At 37.0% G+C, this 25748-nt stretch carries 22 protein-coding genes; 17 read left to right on the top strand and 5 right to left on the bottom strand.

What is annotated here, in order from left to right:
- The first annotated feature begins 1 nt into the window (after window position 1).
- The 13 genes from MHH44_RS00395 (at window position 2) to rlmH (ending at window position 15142) form a co-directional block, all read left to right on the top strand.
- Window positions 2-1978, top strand: a complete 1977-nt coding sequence (locus MHH44_RS00395; protein ID WP_008408343.1) for a DHH family phosphoesterase — start codon at window positions 2-4, stop codon at window positions 1976-1978.
- Window positions 1975-2421, top strand: a complete 447-nt coding sequence (rplI, locus tag MHH44_RS00390; protein WP_008408342.1) for a 50S ribosomal protein L9 — start codon at window positions 1975-1977, stop codon at window positions 2419-2421. The genes MHH44_RS00395 and rplI overlap by 4 nt, the downstream gene beginning before the upstream one ends.
- 12 nt (window positions 2422-2433) lie before the next feature.
- The gene (gene dnaB / locus MHH44_RS00385; RefSeq protein WP_008408341.1) at window positions 2434-3786 is read left to right on the top strand and encodes a replicative DNA helicase; all 1353 of its coding nucleotides are present in this window, start codon (window positions 2434-2436) and stop codon (window positions 3784-3786) included.
- Window positions 3787-3977: 191 nt separating this feature from the next.
- Entirely contained in the window at window positions 3978-5264 is a 1287-nt protein-coding gene (locus tag MHH44_RS00380; protein WP_008408340.1) for an adenylosuccinate synthase, read from the top strand.
- Between the two features lie 294 nt (window positions 5265-5558).
- Window positions 5559-7028 carry a peptidoglycan DD-metalloendopeptidase family protein gene (locus MHH44_RS00375; RefSeq protein ID WP_340797521.1) on the top strand — a complete coding sequence of 490 codons (1470 nt, stop codon included), beginning with the start codon at window positions 5559-5561 and terminating at the stop codon, window positions 7026-7028.
- A 238-nt stretch (window positions 7029-7266) separates the two neighbouring features.
- Window positions 7267-7977: a response regulator YycF gene (yycF, locus tag MHH44_RS00370; RefSeq protein WP_340718861.1), complete on the top strand. Its 711-nt coding sequence runs from the start codon at window positions 7267-7269 to the stop codon at window positions 7975-7977.
- Between the two features lie 5 nt (window positions 7978-7982).
- The gene (gene walK, locus MHH44_RS00365) at window positions 7983-9818 is read left to right on the top strand and encodes a cell wall metabolism sensor histidine kinase WalK (protein WP_340797520.1); all 1836 of its coding nucleotides are present in this window, start codon (window positions 7983-7985) and stop codon (window positions 9816-9818) included.
- Window positions 9815-11149 carry a YycH family regulatory protein gene (locus MHH44_RS00360; RefSeq protein ID WP_339263400.1) on the top strand — a complete coding sequence of 445 codons (1335 nt, stop codon included), beginning with the start codon at window positions 9815-9817 and terminating at the stop codon, window positions 11147-11149. The genes walK and MHH44_RS00360 overlap by 4 nt, the downstream gene beginning before the upstream one ends.
- A complete protein-coding gene (locus tag MHH44_RS00355; RefSeq protein ID WP_008408335.1) occupies window positions 11136-11969 on the top strand; it encodes a two-component system regulatory protein YycI in 834 nt (277 codons plus the stop codon). Before MHH44_RS00360 ends, MHH44_RS00355 begins: the two co-directional genes overlap by 14 nt.
- Window positions 11970-11981: 12 nt before the next feature.
- The gene (locus tag MHH44_RS00350) at window positions 11982-12770 is read left to right on the top strand and encodes an MBL fold metallo-hydrolase (protein ID WP_340797519.1); all 789 of its coding nucleotides are present in this window, start codon (window positions 11982-11984) and stop codon (window positions 12768-12770) included.
- A gap of 181 nt (window positions 12771-12951) precedes the next feature.
- Entirely contained in the window at window positions 12952-14244 is a 1293-nt protein-coding gene (locus MHH44_RS00345; RefSeq protein ID WP_340735876.1) for a S1C family serine protease, read from the top strand.
- 163 nt (window positions 14245-14407) lie between these two features.
- Window positions 14408-14572, top strand: coding sequence for a CxxH/CxxC protein (locus MHH44_RS00340; protein ID WP_340797518.1), 165 nt, complete (start codon window positions 14408-14410; stop codon window positions 14570-14572).
- 90 nt (window positions 14573-14662) lie between these two features.
- Window positions 14663-15142 (top strand): 23S rRNA (pseudouridine(1915)-N(3))-methyltransferase RlmH, encoded by a 480-nt coding sequence (gene rlmH / locus MHH44_RS00335; RefSeq protein WP_340735874.1) that lies wholly within the window; start codon window positions 14663-14665, stop codon window positions 15140-15142.
- A 188-nt stretch (window positions 15143-15330) separates the two neighbouring features.
- On the opposite strand, the gene MHH44_RS00330 is transcribed toward rlmH, so the two are convergent.
- Window positions 15331-16521, bottom strand: coding sequence for an MFS transporter (locus MHH44_RS00330; RefSeq protein ID WP_340797517.1), 1191 nt, complete (start codon window positions 16519-16521; stop codon window positions 15331-15333).
- A gap of 254 nt (window positions 16522-16775) precedes the next feature.
- Here MHH44_RS00330 and MHH44_RS00325 point away from each other — a divergent pair, with 254 nt between their 5' ends.
- The 3 genes from MHH44_RS00325 (at window position 16776) to MHH44_RS00315 (ending at window position 21055) form a co-directional block, all read left to right on the top strand.
- A complete protein-coding gene (locus tag MHH44_RS00325) occupies window positions 16776-18365 on the top strand; it encodes an ATP-binding protein (RefSeq protein ID WP_340797516.1) in 1590 nt (529 codons plus the stop codon).
- Window positions 18366-19068: 703 nt separating this feature from the next.
- The gene (locus tag MHH44_RS00320; RefSeq protein ID WP_008408321.1) at window positions 19069-19371 is read left to right on the top strand and encodes a DUF4212 domain-containing protein; all 303 of its coding nucleotides are present in this window, start codon (window positions 19069-19071) and stop codon (window positions 19369-19371) included.
- 16 nt (window positions 19372-19387) lie between these two features.
- Entirely contained in the window at window positions 19388-21055 is a 1668-nt protein-coding gene (locus tag MHH44_RS00315) for a sodium:solute symporter family protein (RefSeq protein ID WP_340797515.1), read from the top strand.
- Between the two features lie 149 nt (window positions 21056-21204).
- Here the strand turns inward: MHH44_RS00315 and MHH44_RS00310 are convergent, their stop codons facing one another.
- From MHH44_RS00310 to MHH44_RS00300, 3 genes are all read right to left on the bottom strand, one after another.
- Entirely contained in the window at window positions 21205-22287 is a 1083-nt protein-coding gene (locus tag MHH44_RS00310) for a DUF4179 domain-containing protein (protein WP_340797514.1), read from the bottom strand.
- Complete coding sequence (locus tag MHH44_RS00305) at window positions 22271-22834, bottom strand: sigma-70 family RNA polymerase sigma factor (protein WP_340797513.1); 564 nt, start codon at window positions 22832-22834, stop codon at window positions 22271-22273. Before MHH44_RS00305 ends, MHH44_RS00310 begins: the two co-directional genes overlap by 17 nt.
- A 187-nt stretch (window positions 22835-23021) precedes the next feature.
- Window positions 23022-24170: a YhgE/Pip domain-containing protein gene (locus MHH44_RS00300; protein WP_340797512.1), complete on the bottom strand. Its 1149-nt coding sequence runs from the start codon at window positions 24168-24170 to the stop codon at window positions 23022-23024.
- 130 nt (window positions 24171-24300) lie between these two features.
- Here MHH44_RS00300 and MHH44_RS00295 point away from each other — a divergent pair, with 130 nt between their 5' ends.
- Complete coding sequence (locus tag MHH44_RS00295) at window positions 24301-24891, top strand: TetR/AcrR family transcriptional regulator (RefSeq protein ID WP_340797511.1); 591 nt, start codon at window positions 24301-24303, stop codon at window positions 24889-24891.
- Between the two features lie 50 nt (window positions 24892-24941).
- On the opposite strand, the gene MHH44_RS00290 is transcribed toward MHH44_RS00295, so the two are convergent.
- Window positions 24942-25595, bottom strand: a complete 654-nt coding sequence (locus tag MHH44_RS00290) for a TVP38/TMEM64 family protein (protein WP_014822374.1) — start codon at window positions 25593-25595, stop codon at window positions 24942-24944.
- Between the last annotated feature and the right edge of the window lie 153 nt (window positions 25596-25748).

Raw genomic sequence — 25748 nt, 5'->3', positions numbered from 1 at the left:
AATGGGGATTTTTCGTAAAAGACCAATTCGATATCCACTATTAGTATTATTTTTACTTGGTGCAGTAGCAGCTATCCTTATTATGATGTGGAATGTATGGGTGGGAATAGCCTTTATAGCTATTTATGCAGTAGCAGCTTACTACACGGTAAAAGTTGAATTATTAACATATGTAGAAACTGAAAAGCATATTCAAACACTTTCTTACCGGATGGAGGATGTTGGAAAAGAGGCATTTCTGGAAATGCCATTCGGAATCCTTTTAATGAATGATGAAATGACGGTGGAATGGGCGAATCCGTTTATGCTTCGCGTCCTACAGCAAGAATCGCTAGTCGGATATGAACTGGAAATGATATCAGAAGAGCTGCCTATACTTGTTAATCAGGAACAAAAAAATGAAACGGTCATTGCTATTAATGATCGCAAATATCATATTTATTACAAAGAAGAAGAGAAACTTTTTTACTTCTTTGATATTACAAAACAAGTACAGATTGAAAAGCAATATATGGCGGACCGTACAGTACTTGCAATTTTATTTATCGATAATTATGATGAGCTTACTTCGGGCATGGATGACCAGGCACGAAGCGTCACCAACACGATGATGACATCGATTATTAATGAATGGGCAGCACATTATGATATTTTTGTTAAAAGAATTGCATCGGACCGTTACATGGCTGTGTTAAATGAATCGATTTTATCGGAGCTTGAGCAGAAGCGATTTTCAATTTTAGACGTCATCCGGGAACGAACGTTGATGCAGAAAAATTTATCATTAACATTAAGTATCGGAATTGGAGCAGGTTCCCAATCACTTGTAGAGCTTGGGCAATTAGCACAGTCGGGACTTGATCTAGTTCTAGGTCGTGGTGGTGACCAAGTTGCCATTAAGCAGTCCAATGGTAAGATTCGCTTTTATGGGGGCAAAACAAACCCTGTTGAAAAGCGCACAAGAGTACGTGCACGTGTAATATCACATGCGCTAAGTGATTTAATACAAGATAGTGACCGTGTTTTCGTGATGGGTCATAAAAGCCCGGATATGGACTCGATAGGAGCCTCTGTCGGTGTACGCAAAATGGTTGCGATGAACGGGATTGAAGGCTTTGTCGTAGTCAATTTTGATGAAGTTCGAGGAAGTGTAGACCGCTTAATGACCGAGTTGGAGCAAAAAACCGATTTTTACGATCGCTTTATTACACCGGACGAAGCTTTATCTAAAATAACTCCAAAATCACTTGTAGTCATTGTCGATACACATAAGCCGAGCATGGTAATTGATAGCCGAATATTAAGCAGAACAGATAAGGTTGTTGTCATCGATCATCACCGTCGCGGAGAAGAATTCATCAATAATCCGACGTTAGTATATATGGAGCCATATGCATCATCTACAGCAGAACTCGTTACGGAGCTGCTAGAATACCAGCCTCAAAATGAAAAGTTATTGCCGCTTGAAGCAACAGCATTATTGTCTGGTATTATAGTCGATACAAAAAGCTTTACATTAAGAACAGGGGCGCGTACATTTGAAGCCGCTTCGTATTTACGAACATTTGGTGCTGATACCGTGCTGATTCAACGTCTGTTAAAAGAAGATGTAGAAACATATGTCGCCCGTTCAAAAATTATTCAAACTGTTGAATTTCCGTTTGCAGGAATTGCGATTGCAAATGGTGAAGATTCAAAAATATACGATTCCGTACTAATCGCACAAACGGCAGATATTTTACTTACAATGAAGGATGTCGGTGCCTCGTTTGTCATTGCTCATCGCAATGATGGATTAATTGGTATTAGTGCACGTTCATTAGGAGAAGTAAATGTCCAGCTTGTCATGGAAAGGCTTGGCGGTGGAGGTCATTTAACAAATGCCGCTACCCAAATGGAAGCACAATCCATTGACGAAGTGAAAAAGTATTTATATGAAGCAATTAATGAAGTAATTGAAGGGAGTAAAGAATCATGAAAGTAGTATTTTTAAAAGACGTAAAAGGTAAAGGCAAAAAAGGTGAAATTAAAGAAGTAGCAGAAGGTTATGCACGCAACTTTTTAATTAAAAACGGTTATGCAAAAGAAGCTAATAACCAAGCAATTAGCGAACTGCAAGGTCAAAAGCGATTAGAAGAAAAAAATGCGGCAGCAGAGTTGCAGGCAGCGAAAGATTTAAAAGAGCAATTAGAAGCAATCACAGTAGAAGTAAAAGCGAAATCAGGTGAAGGTGGTCGCCTATTTGGTTCGGTATCTACAAAGCAAATTGCAGATGCACTACAAAAGAAACATGGTTTTAAAGTAGACAAACGTAAAATGGATTGTAATGAAGGACTACGTTCATTAGGATTTGCCAATGTACCAGTGAAGTTACATCAAGATGTAAAGGCTACTTTAAAGGTACATGTAATTGAAGAGTAAGGAGCGACAACAATGAACGAATCCATGATGGACCGTGTTCCTCCACATAATAGTGAAGCGGAACAATCGGTCATTGGAGCCGTTTTCCTTGAACCACAAGCTCTAATAACAGCATCCGAAATTGTTATAGCAGATGATTTTTATCATATTGCCCATCAAAAGATTTTCCAAACGATGCTGAACTTGAGCGATCAGGGAAAAGCAATTGATCTTGTCACTGTAACGGAAGAATTATCAGCAAAAAAAGAGCTCGAGGATATCGGCGGATTAAGCTATATTACGGAATTGGCGAGTGCTGTTCCGACGGCTGCCAATATTGCACATTACGCAAAGATAGTAGAGGAAAAGGCGATTTTACGTCGCCTTATTCGCGTTGCATCTAAAATTGCAGATGATGGATATACGCGCGAAGATGAGGTAGAAATTCTTTTAGCAGAAGCTGAAAAGAAAATGCTTGAAGTTTCGAACCGTAAAAATGCGGGCGATTTTAAGCACGTAAAAGATGTACTCGTTCAAACATTTGATAATATTGAACAGCTCCAGTCACGTGAGGGGGATGTGACAGGTATTCCTACCGGTTTCCGTGATTTGGACAAGATGACGGCCGGTTTCCAACGCAACGATTTAATTATTGTGGCAGCCCGTCCATCGGTTGGTAAAACAGCCTTTGCCTTAAACGTAGCCCAAAGTGTTGCTGTAAAAGCCCGTGAAAATGTAGCGATTTTCTCTCTTGAAATGGGAGCAGACCAGCTTGTCATGCGTATGTTATGTGCAGAAGGTAATATCGATGCACAACGCTTGCGTACAGGCGCTTTAGAAACAGAGGACTGGAGCAAGCTGACAATGGCTATGGGAAGTTTATCAAATTCCGGTATTTACATCGATGACTCTCCGGGTGTGCGCATGACAGATATACGTGCCAAATGCCGACGATTAGCTAAGGAAAACGGTTTAGGAATGATTATGATCGATTACTTGCAGCTTATTTTAGGTAGCGGTAAACCAGGAGAGAACCGTCAGCAGGAAGTATCGGAAATTTCCCGTTCATTAAAAGGTTTAGCGCGTGAACTAAAGGTACCTATAATTGCCCTATCACAGCTGTCGCGTGGTGTAGAGCAACGTCAAGATAAACGACCGATGATGAGTGACTTGCGTGAATCTGGTTCGATTGAGCAAGATGCCGATATCGTAGCCTTCTTATACCGTGATGATTACTACGATAAAGAATCGGAAAGTAAGGATATTATCGAAATCATTATTGCAAAACAACGTAACGGTCCAACAGGCACGGTAAGCTTGGCATTCCGTAAAGAGTATAATAAGTTCTTAAATCTAGAATTTACCCCACCTCCACGAGAGGAATAATCCTTAAACACGAACGTTTCACATCAGTTGAATGTGTACGTTCGTGTTTTTTGTTGACATTTAGGATTTGAAATTGTTAAAATGTTCATGTTTCATCATTAAGGAATTAAAAGGTAAATTCTTATGAAAAAGAATGAAATACTTAATATATAATTTTCATTAGGTGAATCATTCGTCGGAGGTGCACATAGATGACAGCTGTAGTTGTAGTAGGTACGCAATGGGGAGACGAAGGAAAAGGTAAAATTACAGATTTCCTTTCAAAAAGAGCAGATGCAATCGCACGTTATGCTGGTGGGGATAACGCGGGTCACACAATAAAGATTGGTGAAGAAACATATAAATTGCATTTAATCCCTTCAGGAATTTTTTATCCGGAGAAGCTTTCGGTTATAGGAAATGGTGTTGTTCTTAATCCGAAATCAATTGTAACGGAATTAAAAGGACTGCAAGCTAGAGGAATTGATACATCGAATTTAAGAATTTCTAATCGTGCACATGTAATTTTGCCGTATCACATTTATCAGGATATTGCAGAGGAACAGGCACGTGGTGATGAAAAAATAGGCACAACAGCAAAAGGAATTGGTCCATGCTACCAAGATAAAGTTGCCCGGATCGGGATTCGTGTAGCAGACCTATTAGATAAAGAAACATTTGAAAAGAAATTACGCGCAAATTTAACATTAAAAAATCGCTTATTTACAAAGTTTTATGAAGTAGAAGGATTACAATTTGATGATATCTTCGAGGAATACTTTGCTTATGGGCAGGAAATTGCCCAATATGTAACGGATACATCGAAAGTGCTGAATGATGTTATTGAAGAAGGCGGTAAAGTGCTGTTTGAAGGGGCACAAGGGATTATGCTTGATGTCGATCAAGGTACTTATCCATATGTAACTTCTTCAAATCCAGTGGCAGGCGGGATAGCAATTGGATCAGGAGTTGGTCCAACAGCAGTAGAACGTGTCGTTGGCGTTTGTAAGGCATATACATCTCGTGTTGGAGATGGTCCATTTCCTTCTGAACTTCATGATGAAATTGGTCAGCAAATTCGGGAAGTAGGCCGTGAATATGGTACAACAACGGGCCGCCCACGTCGTGTTGGTTGGTTTGACTCGGTCGTTGTTCGCCATTCACGCCGAGTTTCTGGAATTACGGATTTAGCATTAAATTCTATTGATGTATTATCAGGTCTTGAAACGGTTAAAATTTGTACAGCGTATGAATATAACGGAGAACAAATTACAGAATACCCGGCGAACCTGGAAATCATTAAACAGTGCAAACCTGTTTATGAAGAACTGCCAGGTTGGTCAGAAGATGTGACGAACGTTCGGACATTTGATGAGTTGCCTGATAATGCGAAAAATTATATACACCGCATTGTAGAGCTTACAGGTATTTCATTAATGACATTCTCAGTTGGCCCTTCACGTGAGCAAACGAATATCGTAAGTGAAATCTGGAAATAACCGGTTTGAATATAAAAGTGTATTAAAGGTCTAACAGGCTTTTAATACACTTTTTTATTATTTCTAATAAAATGAAAAAGAGGATACTAAGAGGGTGAATATACTATTTTAACTAATAAAAATGTAACAAATTTTTAGATAATAATACATTTACATTACAAAAAGACTGGAGCGGTTCATTTGAAATGTGAAATATGATACATTAGCGAAGTGTGTTTTTTGACCATTGCGAGTTATTAAAAGAATATACAAACATTTTTTTATAGAACAGATCTAGTCGAAAGGAGCTTTATCATGAGTTCAAAAGGAAACAAGTTAGACTTAAAAAAACGTAATCTAAGTCTAATGAATCGTCATAATAGAAAACTTAAAATGGCAACATTATTTGCATTACTTGTTTCTACAGTGACATTCAATATAGGTTTCGCGAATGAAACAGATAAAGAAAAATTCGCTAAAGTTTTCCACGTTTATGTAGCTGATACATACGTAGGTTCTGTTGCAGATGAAGCAACAGTAAATGAGATTGTCGAGCAAAAAGAACAAGAGGCAAGCGAACAATATGAAGATTTAACAATTGACGCTGGCGCCGATATCTCAATCATCCCAGAGCAAGTATTTACAGTCGAAGCTAATGAAGAGCAGACATTAAAAAACCTTCAGGAAGCAATAACTGTTCAGGCAAAAGCCCATTCCCTAAAAGTAGGGGAAACAGTCGTTGCATCAGTGAAGGATAGAGAAGAGTTCGAAGCTGTAATTGACGGATTAAAGCTTCAGTTTGTGTCACAAAACGATTTAAATGAATTGCAAAACATTGCTACTAAAGATTCTATACCCGAATTGAAGGATGATGAAACACGCCTGGTTGATCTTACATTATCAGCTCCGATTACAGGAAATGAAGTGTTAGCCGAGCCGGCGGAGATTGTTTCAGCCAAACAAGCGGTACAGCTTTTACAAACAGGTGCATTAGAGCAAAAAGTATATACGGTAAAAGCAGGAGATGTGTTAGGTTCGATTGCAAAAGCCCACAATTTAACAACTGCTGACTTATTAAAAATCAATCCCACACTTAAAGCAGACACTGTCCTGCGTATAGGCGAACAAGTTAACGTAACTGTACAAAAACCGTTTGTTACGGTAAAGGCAGTTTATGAAAAGAAAAAAGTAGAGGGAATCGACTTTGCGAAAATCGTTAAAGAAGATGAAACAATGCTTAAAGGCAAAAAAGTAGTTAAGCAGGAAGGCGAAAAGGGCAAAAAGGAAGTTTACTACTTAATTACTGAAGAGAATGGTGTCCGAACGGAAAGAATAGAATCAGAGGCAAATGTAGTAGCCGAGCCTGAAGATCGTGTTGTTGTTGTCGGAACTAAAGTAATCCCTTCTGTTGGTACAGGTACCTTTGCTTGGCCTGCAGTTGGTGGCTATATATCAAGTAATATGGGAGAGCGTTGGGGACGTTACCACTACGGAATCGATATTGCCCGACCATCAAACTATACGATAAAAGCATCGGATAACGGTGTTGTTAAAACTGCAGGTAAGCATTCAACATACGGAAATTATGTTGTGGTTAACCATAAAAACGGTTTTGAATCGTTATATGCTCATTTATCTCGTATTGACGTAGAAGTTGGACAAGTAGTTGAACAAGGTTCCGCTTTAGGGCAAATGGGTTCAACAGGACGTTCAACAGGTACACATTTACATTTCGAAATTCATAAGAACGGTACAGAAGTAAACCCGTTATCATATTTAAATTAATTTTTAGCAGTCCAAGCGGAGTTTTGGGCTGCTTTTTCTATAATATGACCATTAATTAATTTAATGGGTAAAATTCAAAAAAATTCTTATATGGGTGGAATATTTCCCGGAAAATAATCATAGCAATATAGCTGTATAATGCACCAAATTGCAAAGCATGATAGAGTAGTTATAGTAAAAATAAAAGATAACCTTTCATAATTATATAGAGAATTTATGAGAAAAGAGGAATTAGATGATGGATAAAACGATATTAGTTGTAGACGATGAAAAACCGATTGCAGACATTTTGCAGTTTAATTTAATAAAAGAAGGTTATCGCGTCATTTGTGCATACGATGGGGACGAAGCGCTTCAAAGAGTAGAAGAGGAACAGCCGGATTTAATGTTGCTGGATATTATGTTACCTAAACGTGACGGCATGGAAGTATGTCGTGAAGTGCGCAAAAAATATGATTTTCCAATTATTATGCTAACGGCAAAAGGGTCGGAAATCGATAAAGTGCTAGGACTGGAAATGGGTGCTGACGATTATGTAACAAAGCCGTTCAGTACACGTGAACTAATCGCCCGTGTAAAAGCGAATATGCGCAGATTAAATGTGCCTGCTCAAATAGAAGAAGCACAAGCGGAAACGAATGATATTGTAGTAGGCTCTTTAACGATTCAGCCAGATGCCTATTTAGTATTAAAGCGCGACGATTCAATTGAATTAACACACCGCGAATTTGAATTACTGCATTATTTAGCAAAACATATTGGTCAAGTAATGACACGTGAGCATTTGCTGCAAACAGTATGGGGTTATGATTATTTCGGTGATGTACGAACAGTGGATGTAACAATCCGCCGTTTACGTGAAAAAATTGAAGATAATCCAAGTCACCCTTTATGGATTGTTACGAGACGAGGAGTAGGCTATTACTTACGAAACCCTGAACAGGAGTAAAATACATGCAAAAAGTGAGCTTTTTTAAGTCCATCCATGTAAAGCTTGTATTGATTTATGTCCTATTAATTATTATTGCTCTTCAAATTATAGGCATTTATTTCTCAAAGCAGCTGGAGTCGAATTTAAAAACGAATTTCCAAGATTCGATTCGCCAAAGAATAGAGCTTGTGCATTATAGTGTACGTGAAGAAATGTTAAAGATACGCGATGAAAATACCCCGCCTTCATTAGAGGATAGTTTAAAACCGATTTTGCAGGGGTTTTCTACAGAAGATATTAACAAAATCAATGTAGTGGACCGTCACGACCGTATATTGGCTACTTCCGAAGATGACCAGGCAATTGTTGGTCAGCGTATAAATGAAGAAATTATACAACAGGCCGCGTCTTCCGAAACACTGTTGGATAAGATTTCATTGGATCGGGATACAGGACAGCGCATATGGATATTAGCTGTACCTATTATGGATAATGTAGGATCTAAAGGGGATTTGAAAGGCGTCATTTACGTTCAATCGAATATTGAAAAGGTATACGAGCAACTAAATGAAATTAACCGGATTTTTGCGGCAGGTATTGCAGTATCGCTTGCTATTACCATTATTTTAGGAATTTTAGTTGCGCGAACTATTACTCGCCCTATTTCCGATATGCGAAAACAGGCGCAGGCAATGTCAAAAGGAAATTATGCAAGGAAAGTGCGTGTATACGGAACAGATGAAATAGGTCAGTTAGCCATTGCCTTCAATCATTTAACCAATCGTCTGCAGGAAGCACAATCCACGACAGAGGCTGAACGCCGAAAACTGGCAAGTGTACTTAGTAACATGACAGATGGTGTAATAGCCACAGACCGCAAAGGGAAAATTATATTGATTAATGATCCGGCATTGGAATTGCTTCATGATTCACGTGAAACAACGTTAAACCGCCCGATTGCATCGGTATTACGCTTAGACCAGGAGTATAGTTTTGAAGACTTGATTCATATGAAAGATCCTGTGAATCTTGATTTTAGTATGAATGATGCACCTTATGTGTTACGTGCAAACTTTTCTGTAATTCAAAAGGAAACAGGTTTTGTAAATGGTCTGATTACGGTATTGCATGATATTACCGAACAGGAAAAAATTGATATGGAGCGTCGTGAATTTGTTGCGAATGTTTCCCATGAATTGCGTACGCCGTTAACGACGATGCGGAGTTATTTAGAAGCACTTGCGGAAGGTGCATGGAAAGATGAAAATATAGCGCCGACATTTTTAAACGTCACGCAAACTGAAACAGAGCGTATGATCCGCCTTGTAAATGATTTGCTACAATTATCAAAAATGGACAGCCAGGAATATGAACTGAATCTGGAGTTTGTTGAATTTAATAAGTTTTTCACGCAAATTATTGACCGTTTTGAAATGTCGAAGTCACAGAATGTAGAATTTATCCGATTGCTTCCAGAAAAGAGCTATTTTGTTGATATTGATACCGATAAGCTTACACAGGTGATCGATAATATTATTTCAAATGCATTGAAATATTCTCCGGATGGCGGCAATATTCGTTTTGGTTTTACCGTTCATGATAATATGATTCGCGTTATGATTTCAGATGATGGTATGGGAATTCCGAAAGAAAATGTGACGCGAATTTTTGATCGCTTCTATCGTGTAGACCGAGCAAGAGCAAGGTCGATGGGTGGAACAGGTTTAGGTCTTGCAATTGCTCGTGAAATGATTGAAGCACACGGCGGGAAAATTTGGGCAGAAAGTGAGGAAGGCCAGGGCACTACGATATTCTTCACATTGCCATATGAATTGGATGAAGCGGGGGATTGGGAATGAAATATGTTGAACAGATAAAATCTCTTTTATTAGCATTCCTCGTTTTACTCAGCATTGTGTTCACACTTCTTATTTGGAATTATAAACCGGAATATGAAACGATAAAGGAGACCCAGATTGAGGAAGTACTTGTCGGCAAACCGAAGGACTTACAGGAAGTAATAAAACCATACAGATTGTTGTATCGCCAAAATGAGCAATTTTACGGGACAGTTTCTTCAACACCTTTGAAAGGATTATACAGCCACTTACGTTCGTGGCAAGTTTACGAGATGGATGTAATTAACAGTGACCTTTCAGACAGTAAAATGAACGAAATGCTGCGGAAGAATAATCGTATAACAATGTTTTTTAAAGAAGAAATTCCTTTGCGCGTTTTTTCAAATATCTTGTCATTTAATGATAATGAAATACCAGATGTAAGCTTTACACGTCTTATTGTAGACTGGTCAAATGTAGAGAATAGCGATCAGCTACAGTTGCTTTTCCTAAACACAGAAAAGCGATTATTATATAGAGCGTATGCGAGCGTGCCGGATAAAGATTATTTCATGGAGAAAGTAATTGAACCAGCAAATGATTATAGCCAATATGTTGAAGTTGAACGGGATGCTCTAAGCTCTTTATATGTGGCCAAAGATCCTATACAATCAGCAAGGTACAGATATTTAACTGAAGAGATTAAACCTGATTTATTTAAAAAGATTCTGTTCACCGATTTAAAAATCGTACAACGGAATATTGAAAGTTCCCAATCTGAAAGGTTTACTGATGGGACATCGTTAATGACAGTTGATAGCCAAAATCGGATTATAAATTATGTATACCCGACTGCAGAAAGTATTGCACCGATTCCTTCCACAAGATTATTTATAGACAGTTATAATTTTATAAATGACCATGGTGGATTTACAATGGATTACCGCCTTTCTTCTATGGACATTGATAGGCATATTACAGAATATCAGCTATTTGTACAGGGTCTTCCTGTATACAGTAATGTTACGGCAACGCGTCTCGTAACTACTTGGGGTGAAAACCGTATTTTCCGTTACCGCCGCCCTTATTATTCAATGGGTACTAATATTGAAAAGGTACAGAGGGATCTGGAATCAGGGGAACAAATAGTTGAGTTGCTTCGTACCAATGATAATAAATTATTTAATGAAACAGAGGAAATCGTTGTTGGGTACGAATTAACGCTTGAAGAATCAGAGCAGGATACGGATTTAGTCCTCGTATTGGAGCCAAAATGGTTTGCCGTAACAAACAATGTATGGACACGCCTTTCACCCGAGGAAATAGGGGGTGATGAAGTTGGATTGGAGTAGAACGAAAACTATTTTTATATGGGTTTTTCTAGTATTGAATATCTTTTTATATACGCAGTATTTAGAGAGCTATAACGAAGGCCAGGAAATAGATGTTTTAGGGGAAACGATGGAAATTGAAGCACGTTTGAAGGGAGATAATATAACGTATATTGCCCTTCCGAACAATAAGGAAAGTGCAGCATATTATTCCGGACAAATTAAAAATTTCTCTCCATCTGAAGTGCCATACTTTAAGAATCAAAGCGCAAAGATAGAAAATAACAATAAGCTGATTGTGACGATGGACAAGCCTGTAAAGCTTCAGAAAAGCGATACCCGAGATTCCTATACTGACTTTGTCCACAACAATGTATATGAAGGTGATTCCTATGTGCTTTGGGATATCGATAAAGAGAAAAAAGAAGCGACATTTTTCCAGAAGGTGAATGACGTAACACTGTATTATAATGTGCGTGGTTATGTAAAACTTTATTGGGATGATGAAAACCGCATTGTTTCCTATGAGCAAACAATGCTGGAAAAGCATGAAAAGTTAGATAAACAGCAAAATCTATTAACTGCAAGACAAGTATTGCAGATTCTATATGGAAAGAATTTATTAAAACCCGATTCTCAGATTACGGAAATGAATCTAGGCTACTCTACAATTGTTCAATTAACGCAAACACAAGTATTTGCACCGACATGGGAAGTACGGGTAAAGCTGACTGATGACACAGAAGAAATACATTTTGTGAATGCGGTACAAGGACGAATTGTGGAGATCCAAAATGACTTATCCGAAATTGTTGAGCAGACAGAGGATTTGGAAGAGTAGGGAGTTTTAAAAATGCGATTTAGCGTTTTAGCAAGTGGCAGTACAGGAAACGCAGTCTACGTAGAAAATGATGAACATTCATTTTTGATTGATGCAGGCTTAAGCGGAAAGAAAATGGAGCAACTGTTTGCTAATATAGATCGTGATATGAAAAATTTATCAGGTATTTTAGTAACTCATGAGCATAGTGACCATATTAAAGGGCTTGGTGTCATTGCACGTAAATATAATATTCCTGTCTTTGCAAATGCAAAAACATGGACAGCGATGGACGGGCTCGTAGGAACGATTCCGACAGACTTATGTTTTGATTTTAATATGGAAACAGTAAAAACATTTGGCGGGCTGGATATTCAATCATTTGCCGTTTCTCACGATGCTGCTGAACCGATGTTCTATACATTCTATGAGAACGGGCGAAAGCTAGTTGTCATTACAGATACAGGCTATGTCAGTGACCGGATGAAGGGATATATCTCAGCAGCAGATGCCTATGTATTTGAAAGTAATCACGATGTGAGTATGCTTCAAATGGGCAAATACCCTTGGAGTATTAAACGCCGTATATTATCGGATGTAGGACATGTATCGAATGAAGATGCTGCAGTGGCAATGGCTGATGTTGTAGCAGAAAAACCGACGCAAGTTTATTTGGCGCATTTAAGTAAAGACAACAATATGAAAGATCTGGCGCGGATGAGCGTAGAACAGACATTGCAGTCTTGCGGGATTATGGCAGGGGAATATCTGCATCTGCATGATACCGATGCAAATGAGCCGACAAAGCTTGTGACAGTTTAATTTCAGCAAGGCATAATTGAAGTAAATATGGGTAAAAGATAGGTGTGTTAAAAGTTTCTACTTTTAGCATACCTTTTTAATTTTATTGACAATTTTTAATTAGGTTTTATGAGATTTTCATCTAATTTTAATGTTAAGTGTGTATGCTATCAGTAAGAAGAAATAAGGAAGGATGAGCGATATGGGATACTATCCTGAAGACGATAAGAAAGAAACCCAAAATGATCGTATTGCAGAGCTTGAGGCTCGTTTAAAAAGAGAAGAAGAAGAAAAAAAACAGCGGCAGAATAGAAAAGAAAAAAAAGGCGGCAGTAAAGGCGGGTACTTTTTATCTGGCTTGAGCGGTGTTGTCGTTGGTGCTTTATTATTATGGCTCCTGCTTCCCTCGTTGGCAAATCAGTTGCCAGGGGGCAATGAAGTAAACTCGATTACAAAGGACTCCCCAAACTCAACGATTAGTCAAACTGCTACAGAGGTAACTACAAATGTAACAGATGCGGTGGAAAAAGTATCAAGTGCCGTTGTTGGGATTACAAATATTCAAAATGTAGCACCGAACTTCTGGAATCAAAGTACAGGAGAAGCTCAAGCGGTAGGTAGCGGTTCAGGCGTTGTATATAAAAAAGAAGGGAACTTTGCCTTTATCGTTACAAATCACCATGTTGTAGATGGTGCAGAACAAATTGAAGTAACTTTAGACGATGGTGAGAAAGTAAAAGCAGAGCTTATTGGTTCTGATATTTGGACAGACTTAGCAATACTTTCAATACCAAGTGAAGGAATTGAAACAGTAGCTAACTTCGGAGATTCGGATGTATTAAAACAAGGTGAAACGGTAATCGCCATCGGAAATCCATTAGGCTTAGATTTTTATGGTTCGGTAACAACAGGTGTAATTTCAGGGAAAGATCGGTCTGTACCAGTCGACTTAAATGAAGATGGTGCGGAAGACTGGTCAACAGAAGTATTACAGACTGATGCAGCGATCAATTCAGGGAACTCTGGTGGCGCTTTAGTCAATATTGCCGGAGAATTAATCGGTATAAATTCAATGAAAATTGCCCAGTCTTCAGTTGAAGGCTTAGGATTTGCGATTCCGATCAATTCAGCAATTCCGATTATTGAACAACTCGAAAAGCATGGGGAAGTACAACGCCCAACAATGGGAATTTCCTTAGTCGATTTAACGGAAGTACCGGCTTATTATCAACAGCAAACATTAAAATTGCCTGAAGAAGTAACAAATGGCGTTGTCATTTCTCAAGTTGTACGAGGTTCAGCTGCTGATAAAGCTGGTTTGCAACAGTACGATGTCATTGTGGAGATGGATGGCGAAAAAATTGAAAATGCAATTGAGCTTCGCAAACATTTATATAATGAAAAATCCATTGGCGATACACTAAAAATTAAAGTATATCGTAACGGTAAAATAGTAGAAGCTAATTTAGAGTTAGTGGAAAATGCACAATTGTAAATGTGGATAACTTAATTAAAGAGTGAAATTGTACACAACGGGTAGAGAAGAAAAAGGCTTGTCTTTTCTACTCGTTTTTTGTCTGTTACAATGGGTTGTGGATAACATTTCAAAAATTGTGAATAAGTTTGTGGAAATTTCAGAAAAGAAAGAAGGTTTAAAAATGAAGATATACAGCTGTGAAACCCATATAGATCATGCGTTAGATATGCATGTGGCAGAAACGGAAAAATTCCCTATGATGGATTTTTTATCGGAAGAGGAAAAGTTATCAACAACTTGTTCTTACTGTGAACAGTCAGCAACATATGTTGTATCAAGTAAATAACTTTACACAATATATAGTTTTTATTTGTGGATATGTGCATAACTTTTGTGGATAACTTGTTTGTAAATGGAACGTAAAGGTGGATAAGTTGTGAATATTACTATCGTCTCGGTTGGTAAATTAAAAGAAAAGTATTTAAAAATGGGCATCGAGGAATATGTGAAGCGATTAGGCGGCTATGTAAAAATCGATTTAGTAGAAGTCCCGGATGAAAAAGCACCTGAACAGTTAAGCGATGCCGATATGGAAATCGTCAAACGAAAAGAAGGTGACCGTATCCTTGCGAAAATTAATGATGGTACATATGTCATTGCTTTGGCACTCGACGGTAAAATGAAAACGAGCGAAGAAATGGCGGCAGATTTAGAGGCGCTGATGACTTACGGGAAGAGCAAAGTTGCGTTTGTTATAGGCGGGTCATTAGGGTTGCATACGGATGTACTTCAGCGCGCGGATGAAAAGCTGTGCTTCGGAAAAATGACGCTGCCTCACCAGTTGATGAAACTCGTGCTAGTAGAACAAATATACCGCAGTTTTAGAATAATTAAGGGTGAACCGTATCATAAGTAAGTGCGGTTTTTGAAACAGGCACATTCGCTTCATGCGATTGTGCCTGTTTTTCTACTAAAGTATAGGTTGTAACTAAGTAAGCACTTTAATTGGCAACTTTTCTGAAAATTCATCTCTATCTGCCAAAAGATAAACCGGTAGCAATGATCGATGTAGAATTAATTTAACTTTTGTTTAATTGATCACTTCTATTCTGATGTATTTTGTTTTTGGTCTAATTGATGACTAAAGAAAGTTAGCAGACTTGCACAGACGGCAATTATCCCACCGACCCAAGCTACATTCATTAAATTTCCTTGATGGTACACAATTCCACCTAATGCAGAACCAAAAGCGATGCCTACGTTGCTTGCCACTGGCATTAGTGAAGCGGCGAGTCCTGTTGCTTTTGGCTGATAAATTCCTGCAAGGTCAATTAAATATAGCTGAGTAGATGTTGTTAAAAGGATAGCCATTAACGACATTAATCCAATATTTATTAATCCTAAAACAAATTGATTGGTAGTCCAAAATAAACTTGTTAGAACAACTGCTTGCAAGAGAAAAACAAACCGAAGGCGACCGATTGCATTTTGGCTAGCAATTTTACCAGCGAGGATGTTGCTGAAAATCGAAATAAACCCATAACTAAATAAGATTATACTAATTGACTTATTTGGTGTTCCCATTTCTTTCAAGATTGGTACAAGGTATGTAAAGACTGCATAAGTTGCGCCAAATCCGAGTGCAGGAATGAAAAAAGCCATTAATATACGAGGCTTGGTCAATAAAGAAAACTGATCACGTATCGAACTGCGTACTTGGCTGAGTTTATGAGGTAAGACAAAAAAGGATGCCAAAAACGCCAATCCTCCTAGGAAAGTGGTTAACATGAAAGTGGCATTCCAGCCGTAATCTTCGGCGATAACAATACCAATTGGCACTCCAACGACATTTGCAAGTGTGAAACCACCGAAAACGAATGAAATAGCAAGTCCGCGTTTTTTAATCGGTATGGTTTCACTTGCTACAATCATGGCTAGAGAGATTAAAACTCCTGTTACAATCGCTGTCATAATCCGTAGTGTAAGGAGCATGATATAGCTCGTCGAAATTATGCACAAAGCATTTAGAATGATGAAAGATGCTATTAAAAACAACATCCATTTTCGCTTTGGTAAATGACTTGTTACTGACATCACCAGTGGTGTAGCGATGGCAAACGTAATTGCAAACGCAGAAACGAGTGTGCCGGTTTTTGCATTAGTCATATTAAGACTTGAAGAAATATCTGTTAAAATTCCGACAATAACAAATTCACTTGTCCCGAGAACAAATGTTAATAAAGAAAGTGTTAAGATCAGCAACCAATGTTGCTTTGATAATTCTGTGGAGTGCATAAATACCTCTTTCTTAGATGAATGTAAATGTGTGACATAGTAATTACACAACCTTAACATCATACCAAGAATAGAACAATTACGGGAAGTTATATAGTTAAGAATAGATTATTCAATGATATAACTGGAATTATAATTAATAGAGTTTCTAGTATTATATTTTTATAAGCATATCTACCTAAATGTACAAGTAATGGTATTCTTAATAGATTGAATGGAATAACAAATAAATTGCAAATGGTGGCTTTAAAAAAATGGAAACTAGAAATGAATATATATATAATTCGCATCAAAGATGTCTTGATAGGAAATTGGATCCTTATAAACTTCCTATTCCTGGAGGGAAATTGTCAAAAAGTGAGTTGGTACAAAAAAAGAAGGTGCTTGAAGATACCATTACAGTGGCGAGAAAATTTATGACAAAGATAATAGCTGAACTTGATGGGACAGCTGTTTTAATCGTTATCACTGATCATGAAGGATACATTATTGAGTTGTACGGAGATGAAATGATTAAGTGCCAAAGTGAATCGTTAGGTTTATCTACCGGAATCAGGTTAAAGGAAGAAGAAGCGGGAACGAATAGTATTGAAATGGCACTAAAATTAGGGGAATCTGTCCAACTCATTGGATCAGACCATTTCTTCCATTGTTTACATAAAAGTGCTTGTTTCTCTGTACCATTCAATTCGTTAGGTAAGATAGGCGGGACTATTTCGGTGATGATGGCTGCTCATCATGCAAGTTCATTCCATTCAGGATTACTTCAGTCTGCGGTGGATTCTATAGAACGAGAGGTTAAAGTTAAGCAGCAGAATAAGAAATTATTAATCTTAAATCAAGTGCTGATGGAAAACAGTCGAAACGGGGTCATTATGACCAATGAGGACGGAAAAATAATTGAGATAAATGCTTTTGCTGAGAAAGTATTATCTTGCAATAAAAAAGAAATATGCAATCGCCCTATTACAGAAATCGCAGTAATTGGCGGGTACATGGAAAATGTTTTGAGGGGGAGTAAAAAGTACGAAGATATTGAAATATCTATATCCAATAAAACGTATTTATTTGACTCATTTCCAATTTATAATGAATCCAACCAAATAAATGGAGTATTTGGCCAGTTTAGAGATATTACAGAAAGACTCGTATTAGAAAGGCAACTTATGCTAAGTGAGAAATTGTCAGCAATAGGAAAGATCAGTGCCGGACTTGCTCATGAGATTAGAAATCCTCTTACTTCAATCATAGGTTTGTTAGAAGTCTTTAAGGTAAATTTAAAAACAGATAATGACAAGCAAAAAGAATATTTTAGAATCATCTTCAGTGAATTAGAAAGAATAAAAAATCTTGTTCAGCAATTTGTAATGATGGCTAAACCAGATGCAAAAGAAGTCTCTAAATCCAGAGTGAGTATACATGAAATTATAGAAGATATCTTAACGTTAATGGAAAATGATTTTAAAAATAAAAATATAAAGGTCCATTATAAGGCTACTTTTAAGAATAAAATTAATGTAGATAAGGATAAAATCAAGCAGGTTTTTCTAAACGTCCTACAAAATTCCTTGGAAGCCATTGACTTTGAAGGCAATATATCAATTGCTGTCAATCAAAATCAATCTGATGGTGAGGTTGAAATTACAATCCGAGATGATGGATCTGGAATGGATAAAGATACGTTAGAAAAACTATACACTCCTTTTCATTCAACGAAAAAAAGCGGGTTGGGACTGGGATTATCGATGAGCTATCACATTATTGAGTTGCATAGAGGAAGAATAAAAGTAAAAAGTGAGAAGGAAAAAGGCACAATCTTTACAATTTGGTTGCCGCAATCTTAAAAATTCAGAACCATTATTGGACTGTAAGAAAACAGATATGAAAAAGCTTAGAGGAGATTAACTTGTTTCGGAAACAAACAAAAAAGCAGCATCCCACTTGGAGATGCTGCGGTAGAATTCTTTGTTCCTGAAGAACTCTAATGGGTTTGGCACCCAATAATGCTGATTTAACAATCTTAAATTAACATTTTCGATGTCAAAAATACTACTATTTCAATATAACATAGTAAACCGTGGAATCATTAATAATTATGTATTCTGTGTTTAAGTTTATAAGAAAAATCATATTCGATAAAAGAGGAAACAAACCATATTATAAGTAGGGGCAGTTTTAAATAAATACCACCTGGAACGTTGATTTGTCATCGTTCCAGGTGGTTTTAATTTTTCATGCTTGTCTGTTTTAATATTCGTACTCAACTGGATTTTTTATTCTATAGTCGTTTTATCCTGGACATTTTCAACATACATTAAAAAAAACTTGGAGACAAAGGGGGAATTAGTTGCTGCTGTTCATTATTCTTTTCTCCATTTGCTGTCTTGCTTATGGACTAATAAAAAAACGTTTCATCGCTCTCACCTTTCCAGTAATAGGACTTATTATTTTAATGGTTGTTAAGGTGATTTTAGTACCGCTTCCGTTAAAGGAAACAATTCTTTTTATTTTTGATTTACGATAAAAATTAGAAGAAAGAAGGTCTAGATGAAAAAAATTGACAAAAAAGTTGCTGATGCCTATTTCCGTGAGAAAAATACGTACATGGCTATTTATTTTGTTATTTGGTTTTTAGTGTCTTTTGTTATGGTAGCGCTTGCAGACTCATTAACTGAAGTTCAATTTTTAGGGTTCCCATTCCACTATTTTATGGGGGCAATTGGAGCTTTACTTACTTTCATTATTTTACTTTTTGTAAATGCAATTGTTGGAGACAAAATTGATAAAAAGTATGGAATTAGTGAAGCGCGAAATGAAGAGATAGGCGCAAACAATATGATGAATCACTAATGAAGGGAGGTAATTTATGGATACTCAATTTATAGTGTCAATGTTAATTATACTGGCAACATTTGCTTTATATATTTGGATTGCAGTTTATAACACTGCTAAACAAACATCAGACTTCTATGTTGCTGGTCGTGGAGTGCCACCAATTTTTAATGGGATGGCAATTGGGGCAGACTGGATGAGTGCAGCATCCTTTATCGGGATGGCTGGTACGATCATGTTACTTGGCTATGATGGATTGGCTTATATTATGGGATGGACTGGCGGATATTTATTTTTAACGATATTACTTGCACCGCAGCTTCGTAAATTTGGTCGCTATACTGTGCCAGAATTTATTGGAGACCGTTTTAATAGTAAAGCAGCACTAATAATAGCAGCTCTATGTACAATTATTATAAGCTTCACGTATTCAATCGGACAGCTATCAGGTTCTGGTGTAGTAATTGGACGTCTCTTTGAAATTGATGCGAAAATTGGAACGCTAATCGGCGTTGTGCTCATTGCATTTTATGCTGCATTTGGTGGTATGAAAGGTATTACTTGGACTCAAGTAGCACAATACGTGATTTTAATTATCGCATATTTAGTACCTGTTATTTTTATGTCATTCCATTTGACTAGTAATCCCTTACCATGGATTTCCTATGGTGAAATTTTAACGAAAATGGGTGAACTCGACCGGGAACTCGGTATTTCGGAGTATTTTGCACCTTTTACAAATGGAACTAAGTGGCAGTTTTTAGCTCTTATGTTTACGTTAATGTGTGGTACAGCAGGGCTTCCGCATGTAATCGTACGTTTTTATACAGTAGGTACTATGAAGGCAGCTCGTTGGTCAGGTGCATGGGCATTGGTTTTTATCGGGCTTTTATATTTTAGCGCACCAGCTTATGCAGCTTTTGCTCGCTTTATTTTAATGACGGAAGTGGCTGGTAGAAAAATTGCTGAGCTACCGGCTTGGACTCAATCGTGGATTGATACAGGCAAATTAGGGATAGCCGATACGAATGGTGATGGCATTCTTCAATGGCTAGAACTGCAAATAGCCAACGATATTGTCGTAATGGCAACACCTGAAATCGCAAACCTAGGTGTGTTTGTTATTGGACTCGTGGCAGCGGGCGCAATGGCAGCTGCATTATCTACAGCTGGTGGTTTAATGATTTCTATATCCTCGTCATTTGCACACGATATTTATTATCGCATCATCAATCCACAAGCATCTGAACAAAAACGCCTGTTAATAGGACGTATTTCAATTGTTGTGGCAACACTGTTGGCTGGTATTATTGCATTAAACCCACCTGGTGCCATTACTCAAATTGTTGCATGGGCATTCGCGCTTGCAACAGGTACCTTCTTCCCAGCACTCGTTTTAGGTGTCTGGTGGAAGCGTGCTAATGCAAAAGGAACAATAGCAGGTATGCTTGTCGGTTTAGCGGTTACACTTATTTACATCTTTAGTGCGAAGTACGGTGGCTTTACGATATTAGGCATCATTGATACAGGTGCTGGTGTTTTCGGAGCAATTGCTGCCTTCGCTACTAATATAATTGTTTCACTTTCAACACGGGCTCCTTCACAAGAACTTCAAGATGCAGTTATAAACCTGCGTTATCCAGAACAAATGGTTTATAAAGATGGCGAAGTTTATTTAAATGACGGATCATCGAAGGAGTAAAATATTGAGAGGGCAGTTCAATGTTTTATTACAAAATCACTAATATTCAAAAAGCCAAAACGTTAATTCTACGTTTTGGCTTTTCTATTGGTTGCGTTTCTCCCTAATTCCAAGGAGATCTAGGCAGGTTATTCATTTTAGATGACGTATTACTTAGGAATTTTAATAATAATATCACTAAGTTCGATTATTTCCATTTTTAAATCGCTATCAGGATTTACCCATTTTACGCCGTTTTCATCGATTTCCGCCTCCATCAATTTGAATATGGGAGTGAATATTAAAGTTTTGGCATCCGGGTGTAGTTTTTCATATGTGAATACATATTCCATAAACCCCTGCCCGTTTCCTGTGCCGCCTGTTAACCTTGATGTATACGTATTGCCTAAATCATCCTTTACATTTAAATCGGAAGAAATAACGTCCCATTTCTCTTTTAACATCTCATTTTTTTGCGTTTCTGTATAATTGACGATAAAGGAGATCGGTGTGTATATAACTTCATTTATTTTAATACCTAGAGCAGCTTTTTTTGATGCAGGTGCTTCCACAATTTGAACTTTATTCTCAGTAGCTTTGGCATCTATTTCAAAAACCCAACTACCTTGAACCATTTCTTTTGTATTCCGATTGGAAAGACTGCTAATGTGGAATTCGAAATTCGCCTGTTCCAATTGATTAGATAAGTTCAGAATTGCTGTTGTTAAGCCGGCATATTTGTTTGGTCCGACCTTTTCAATTATATGCTCTGTATGAAAGAGGGCATGCTCACGACCATCCATTTTAAATGTAGTTTCTATTTCCGGATGCTCACCTAAATCTCTGTCTGTTTCAATATAATAGCCAACTAAAAACTTTTTACTGTCAAATAAGCTTTCATTTACCGTAATCGTTGTGCCATTGCTTTCTGCTACAAGATGCTGCTGATCCGCAAACTCCTCATAGCCTGAAATTATCTTGTCCTTGGTCGAGAAGAGTTTGATAATACTGTTTACTATCGGAATTTCATGAGCAAAGGTGGTATAGGATAGACCTATAAGTGATGCGGTACCGATACCGAGCGAAAGGCAGACAGCCGCAACTCCTTTCATCCACTTTCTGTTTTTTGTTTTGGATACTTGTCTTTTCAAGTCTCTTTTAAACTGAGCCTTTTCAAATTCTGTTACATCAGCTTCTTCAAATTCATTTACATCAATGTCAATATCATTAAAGTGTTTAAACAGATTTTTCAATGGGCATACCCCCTAAATCTTTTTTTAGTTTTTTTCGACCATGGTAAAGGCGGTTATCTATTGCCGATTTTGTCATCTCCAACTGACGAGCAATTTCTTCTGTATCAAAATCTAACAAGTATCTCATTATAAAAATTTTCTGATCGACGGGCTTTAAACTAGAGATGATTACCTGAATTTCCTCCTGTTCTTCCAGGAAGGAGTTTTCATACATTATGGATTCGGCCTGTGTCAGTTCTATGTTCAAAGAAGGGCTTTCTTTTTTCTTCATTTCCATCCGGTAATAATCGATTGCTTTATATTTAGCAATAACGCAAACCCATTTCTTAAAATCAGCTGCATCGCCATGGAACTTTTTTGCATTTTTCCAAATAGATAATAGAATATCGTTACAGCATTCCTTTGGGCTTTCATTAATGTCTAGCGGACCTAAAATTTTTAAAACAACACCTTTTATTAATGGAAGATAGTGGTCGATTACGTAATCAAGAGCATGTTCTTTGCCGGCTTGAAGATATTTTATAAAATTTTGCTCATCAATCTTCATATCGTTCTCCTTTTTATAGTATTGTTACTGCAAAAGCTTTTACATTATATATAACGTATGGTGATGACCTTTTTTCGCAATAAAACCAAAAAAGTTAAAATATTGAAATATATATCGGGCTTATCTAAAAGAAGTTAAATAAAAAACGTTATTTTGCGCTGAATGCAAAATAACGTTTTTTAATATGTTAGTTCTGTTGTTCTTTAACTTTTACCGGTTTGAAAATAGACAGTAAGAAAATAACCAAACCTGCAATACCAATTCCTAAAATTGTGTTAAAGGATGCGCCTGTGTAAAATCCGCTGCCAAAGTAGAAAATTTCTCGTAAACCTTCAGAAGCAAAGCGAATTGGTACCCAAGGACGAATGAAGTTTACGAAGAAACTTGGAAGCATTTCCTGTGGTGTCATAAGAACACCCATACCTAAAAGCATGACAACCATGAATAATGTAATGGCCGGTTTGCCGATCCATGCGGTAATTGCTGATACTAATAAGTAGAAACAGAATGCCGCAAATGATACAAAGAAGGCAACTAGGAAGTAGCTTGGCATGTTAATACCGGCGATCTGTGCAAGTGTTGCAACAGTAAAGCCTGAGAATAGGGCGATAATAATGCCGAATAATACTTGCCCACCGATAAGGCCTATTGTTTGTTTACGTGTTAACAGTTCTTTCTTAAAGATGCCTGATGTTGCTAAAAATACAATGAATCCACCGATTAACGCACCTACCCATGCAGGTACTGCCAATAAAGTTGGAGCACTACCATTTGCAGTAGAAGCTGTAATAGCATTGTATATTTTTTCTTCCGGAACAATTGGATTTACTAAAACAGAAGCCTGTGCAGCATCAATTTTTTCAGTGCCAAGCTGAGCTAGGAAATTGGCGGAATATTGACTATTTACCTCATTTACAAAACCGTTTAAAGCAGTTTTTGCAAAGTTTGCACCTGTCATATTAAAGCCTTGGTTAATATATATTTGAAGTTTTGCCGCTTCATTTTTTGTTAGTGCATTTTGTAATGTGTCATTGTAGCCTTCAGGAATGACAATTGCTGCATAATACGTTTTATCTGCAAAAAGTGCCTTGATATTTTCTTCATTCTCATTTGTAAATGCTATAACGGGTTCTGCACCGTCTATACCTTTACTCATTTGTTCAACAGCCGCGCGAACAGTTTCAACGTGTTGCCCCTCATCGTTAACAATAAGAGCAACCGGCAGATTTTTTACTTGTGGATTTCCTTGTGCGAATAAGTTTACCGAAAATAGTGCAATGATTAATATAACAGCAATAGGAGCAGCCCATGCTAATTTTTCTTTAAATAATCTCAAATGAATTTCATCCTTTCTCAAATTTCAACATGTTGTTTATTATTACTCGTTTATTTTATAATTTAAGGGGAAATCAAAGCAATCAACAAAATAAACAGATTGTTCATTTTTGGTGAAAGAGGGTGTTTTTTTGAGCGTTTATACAGAAAAAAATCGAAGAACAAAAGAGCTTATTCAAAAATCATTTATGGAGATGCTGGAAAAGAAAACTTTCGATTCAATTACAGTAGGGGATATTGCGAAAACAGCCAAGATTAATCGTGGAACGTTTTATTTACACTTTATCGATAAGTTTGATTTGCTGGATCAGATTGAATTACAACTGTTTGAAGAGCTAGGGGATCATATTGATGAATTGCAGTTAAACTACTCATCTACACATACGTTTGAAAAAGGACAAGAGCAAATAGCTTCCGCATTATTTAATTCGATAAAAATGCAGGCACCATTTTTAAAAATCTTTTTAAGTGAACATGGAAGAGCGGGTTTTCATCTTCGGTTTAGAGCAGCCTTTTCAGAAAAAGTGCGTGTAAACTTGGAGGGGAATAAAAGTTTTAATGCAAATTTAAAGGTCCCGATGGAGTACTTTTTAGCCTTTATCACATCTGCTTTTTTAGGATTAATTGAACAATGGGTTCAAAATAATTTAGACAAGACTCCTGAAGAGATGACTGCATTGTATATTGATATTATTTCCTTTATCCAAAAGAAAAATAATTAGGCTGTTGTGTAATTAGCGCAATAAAAAAAGAAGGTATAATACCTTCTTTTTTAAATACTGCTTGTACGTTGCTTTTTAATGAATCGAACCGCAACGATAATGGCGGCAATTGCAATAATCACATAAAATAGTTGTCTATATTGCTGTGAGACAGAGATAATTCCAAAAGAAATAGAGGCTAATACAAGTCCATAAATCATGTTACCAATTGTAGTAGCTGAGATAAAATAAGATATTTTCATTTTGCTTAAGCCGGATACGATGTTAATTAGATTCGTAGGAAGGAATGGCAAAATACGGCCTGAAAGAACAAATAGAAAGCTGTTTTGATTGATTTTCTGCTCATATTTTTTTAGTTTTTCCGAAGTAATCAAATTTGCAAAAAAATAGCGGATGGAAATGAAAATCGATGTACTTCCAATAACACTGCTGAATGTACTAAAAAAATAACCACGCCAAAACCCGAACAATGCAATATTAATTGTGATAACTAAAATTAACGGAATAAATGTAAATAAGTTTTGCAGGAGCATTAATAACATCATTATTAAAATAACGATAGTTAGATTATTATGAGCAAGCTCTAAAATAAGCTGGGGTGACAGATCGGAAACAGAAATACCGCTTTTGTAAAGTGCAAAGAATAAACCTGTTAAAATTGCTGCAAATAGAGTTCCTCGTATAAACAACGATTGTTTTTTCATTTTGTAACCTCTCTTAATATAATTCCATTCGATAGTTTAAATGTATTTTATGAAAATTGCTATTAACAAGATTTGAAAAAAATGAAAAACGATTACACCTTCTGAGTTATATCTCGTAGTCACCTTTTTTAGTACTAATAAAGGTAAATAATT

It is taken from the genome of Solibacillus sp. FSL K6-1126 (assembly GCF_038003445.1).
In the GTDB taxonomy this organism is placed as follows: Bacteria; Bacillota; Bacilli; order Bacillales_A; family Planococcaceae; genus Solibacillus; species Solibacillus silvestris.
This window is presented reverse-complemented; position numbering and strand designations above follow the sequence as displayed.

What these genes read in the sequence shown, in the direction of transcription:
- MHH44_RS00360 (WP_339263400.1), top strand. Translation starts at nt 9,815, where the DNA reads ATGAAATATGTTGAACAGATAAAATCTCTTTTATTAGCATTCCTCGTT.
- MHH44_RS00315 (WP_340797515.1), top strand. Translation starts at nt 19,388, where the DNA reads ATGGATACTCAATTTATAGTGTCAATGTTAATTATACTGGCAACATTT.
- dnaB (WP_008408341.1), top strand. Translation starts at nt 2,434, where the DNA reads ATGAACGAATCCATGATGGACCGTGTTCCTCCACATAATAGTGAAGCG.
- MHH44_RS00380 (WP_008408340.1), top strand. Translation starts at nt 3,978, where the DNA reads ATGACAGCTGTAGTTGTAGTAGGTACGCAATGGGGAGACGAAGGAAAA.
- MHH44_RS00330 (WP_340797517.1), bottom strand. Translation starts at nt 16,521, where the DNA reads ATGCACTCCACAGAATTATCAAAGCAACATTGGTTGCTGATCTTAACA.
- MHH44_RS00320 (WP_008408321.1), top strand. Translation starts at nt 19,069, where the DNA reads ATGAAAAAAATTGACAAAAAAGTTGCTGATGCCTATTTCCGTGAGAAA.
- MHH44_RS00340 (WP_340797518.1), top strand. Translation starts at nt 14,408, where the DNA reads ATGAAGATATACAGCTGTGAAACCCATATAGATCATGCGTTAGATATG.
- yycF (WP_340718861.1), top strand. Translation starts at nt 7,267, where the DNA reads ATGGATAAAACGATATTAGTTGTAGACGATGAAAAACCGATTGCAGAC.
- MHH44_RS00325 (WP_340797516.1), top strand. Translation starts at nt 16,776, where the DNA reads ATGGAAACTAGAAATGAATATATATATAATTCGCATCAAAGATGTCTT.
- MHH44_RS00395 (WP_008408343.1), top strand. Translation starts at nt 2, where the DNA reads ATGGGGATTTTTCGTAAAAGACCAATTCGATATCCACTATTAGTATTA.
- rplI (WP_008408342.1), top strand. Translation starts at nt 1,975, where the DNA reads ATGAAAGTAGTATTTTTAAAAGACGTAAAAGGTAAAGGCAAAAAAGGT.
- walK (WP_340797520.1), top strand. Translation starts at nt 7,983, where the DNA reads ATGCAAAAAGTGAGCTTTTTTAAGTCCATCCATGTAAAGCTTGTATTG.
- MHH44_RS00290 (WP_014822374.1), bottom strand. Translation starts at nt 25,595, where the DNA reads ATGAAAAAACAATCGTTGTTTATACGAGGAACTCTATTTGCAGCAATT.
- MHH44_RS00345 (WP_340735876.1), top strand. Translation starts at nt 12,952, where the DNA reads ATGGGATACTATCCTGAAGACGATAAGAAAGAAACCCAAAATGATCGT.
- MHH44_RS00350 (WP_340797519.1), top strand. Translation starts at nt 11,982, where the DNA reads ATGCGATTTAGCGTTTTAGCAAGTGGCAGTACAGGAAACGCAGTCTAC.
- MHH44_RS00305 (WP_340797513.1), bottom strand. Translation starts at nt 22,834, where the DNA reads ATGAAGATTGATGAGCAAAATTTTATAAAATATCTTCAAGCCGGCAAA.
- MHH44_RS00375 (WP_340797521.1), top strand. Translation starts at nt 5,559, where the DNA reads ATGAGTTCAAAAGGAAACAAGTTAGACTTAAAAAAACGTAATCTAAGT.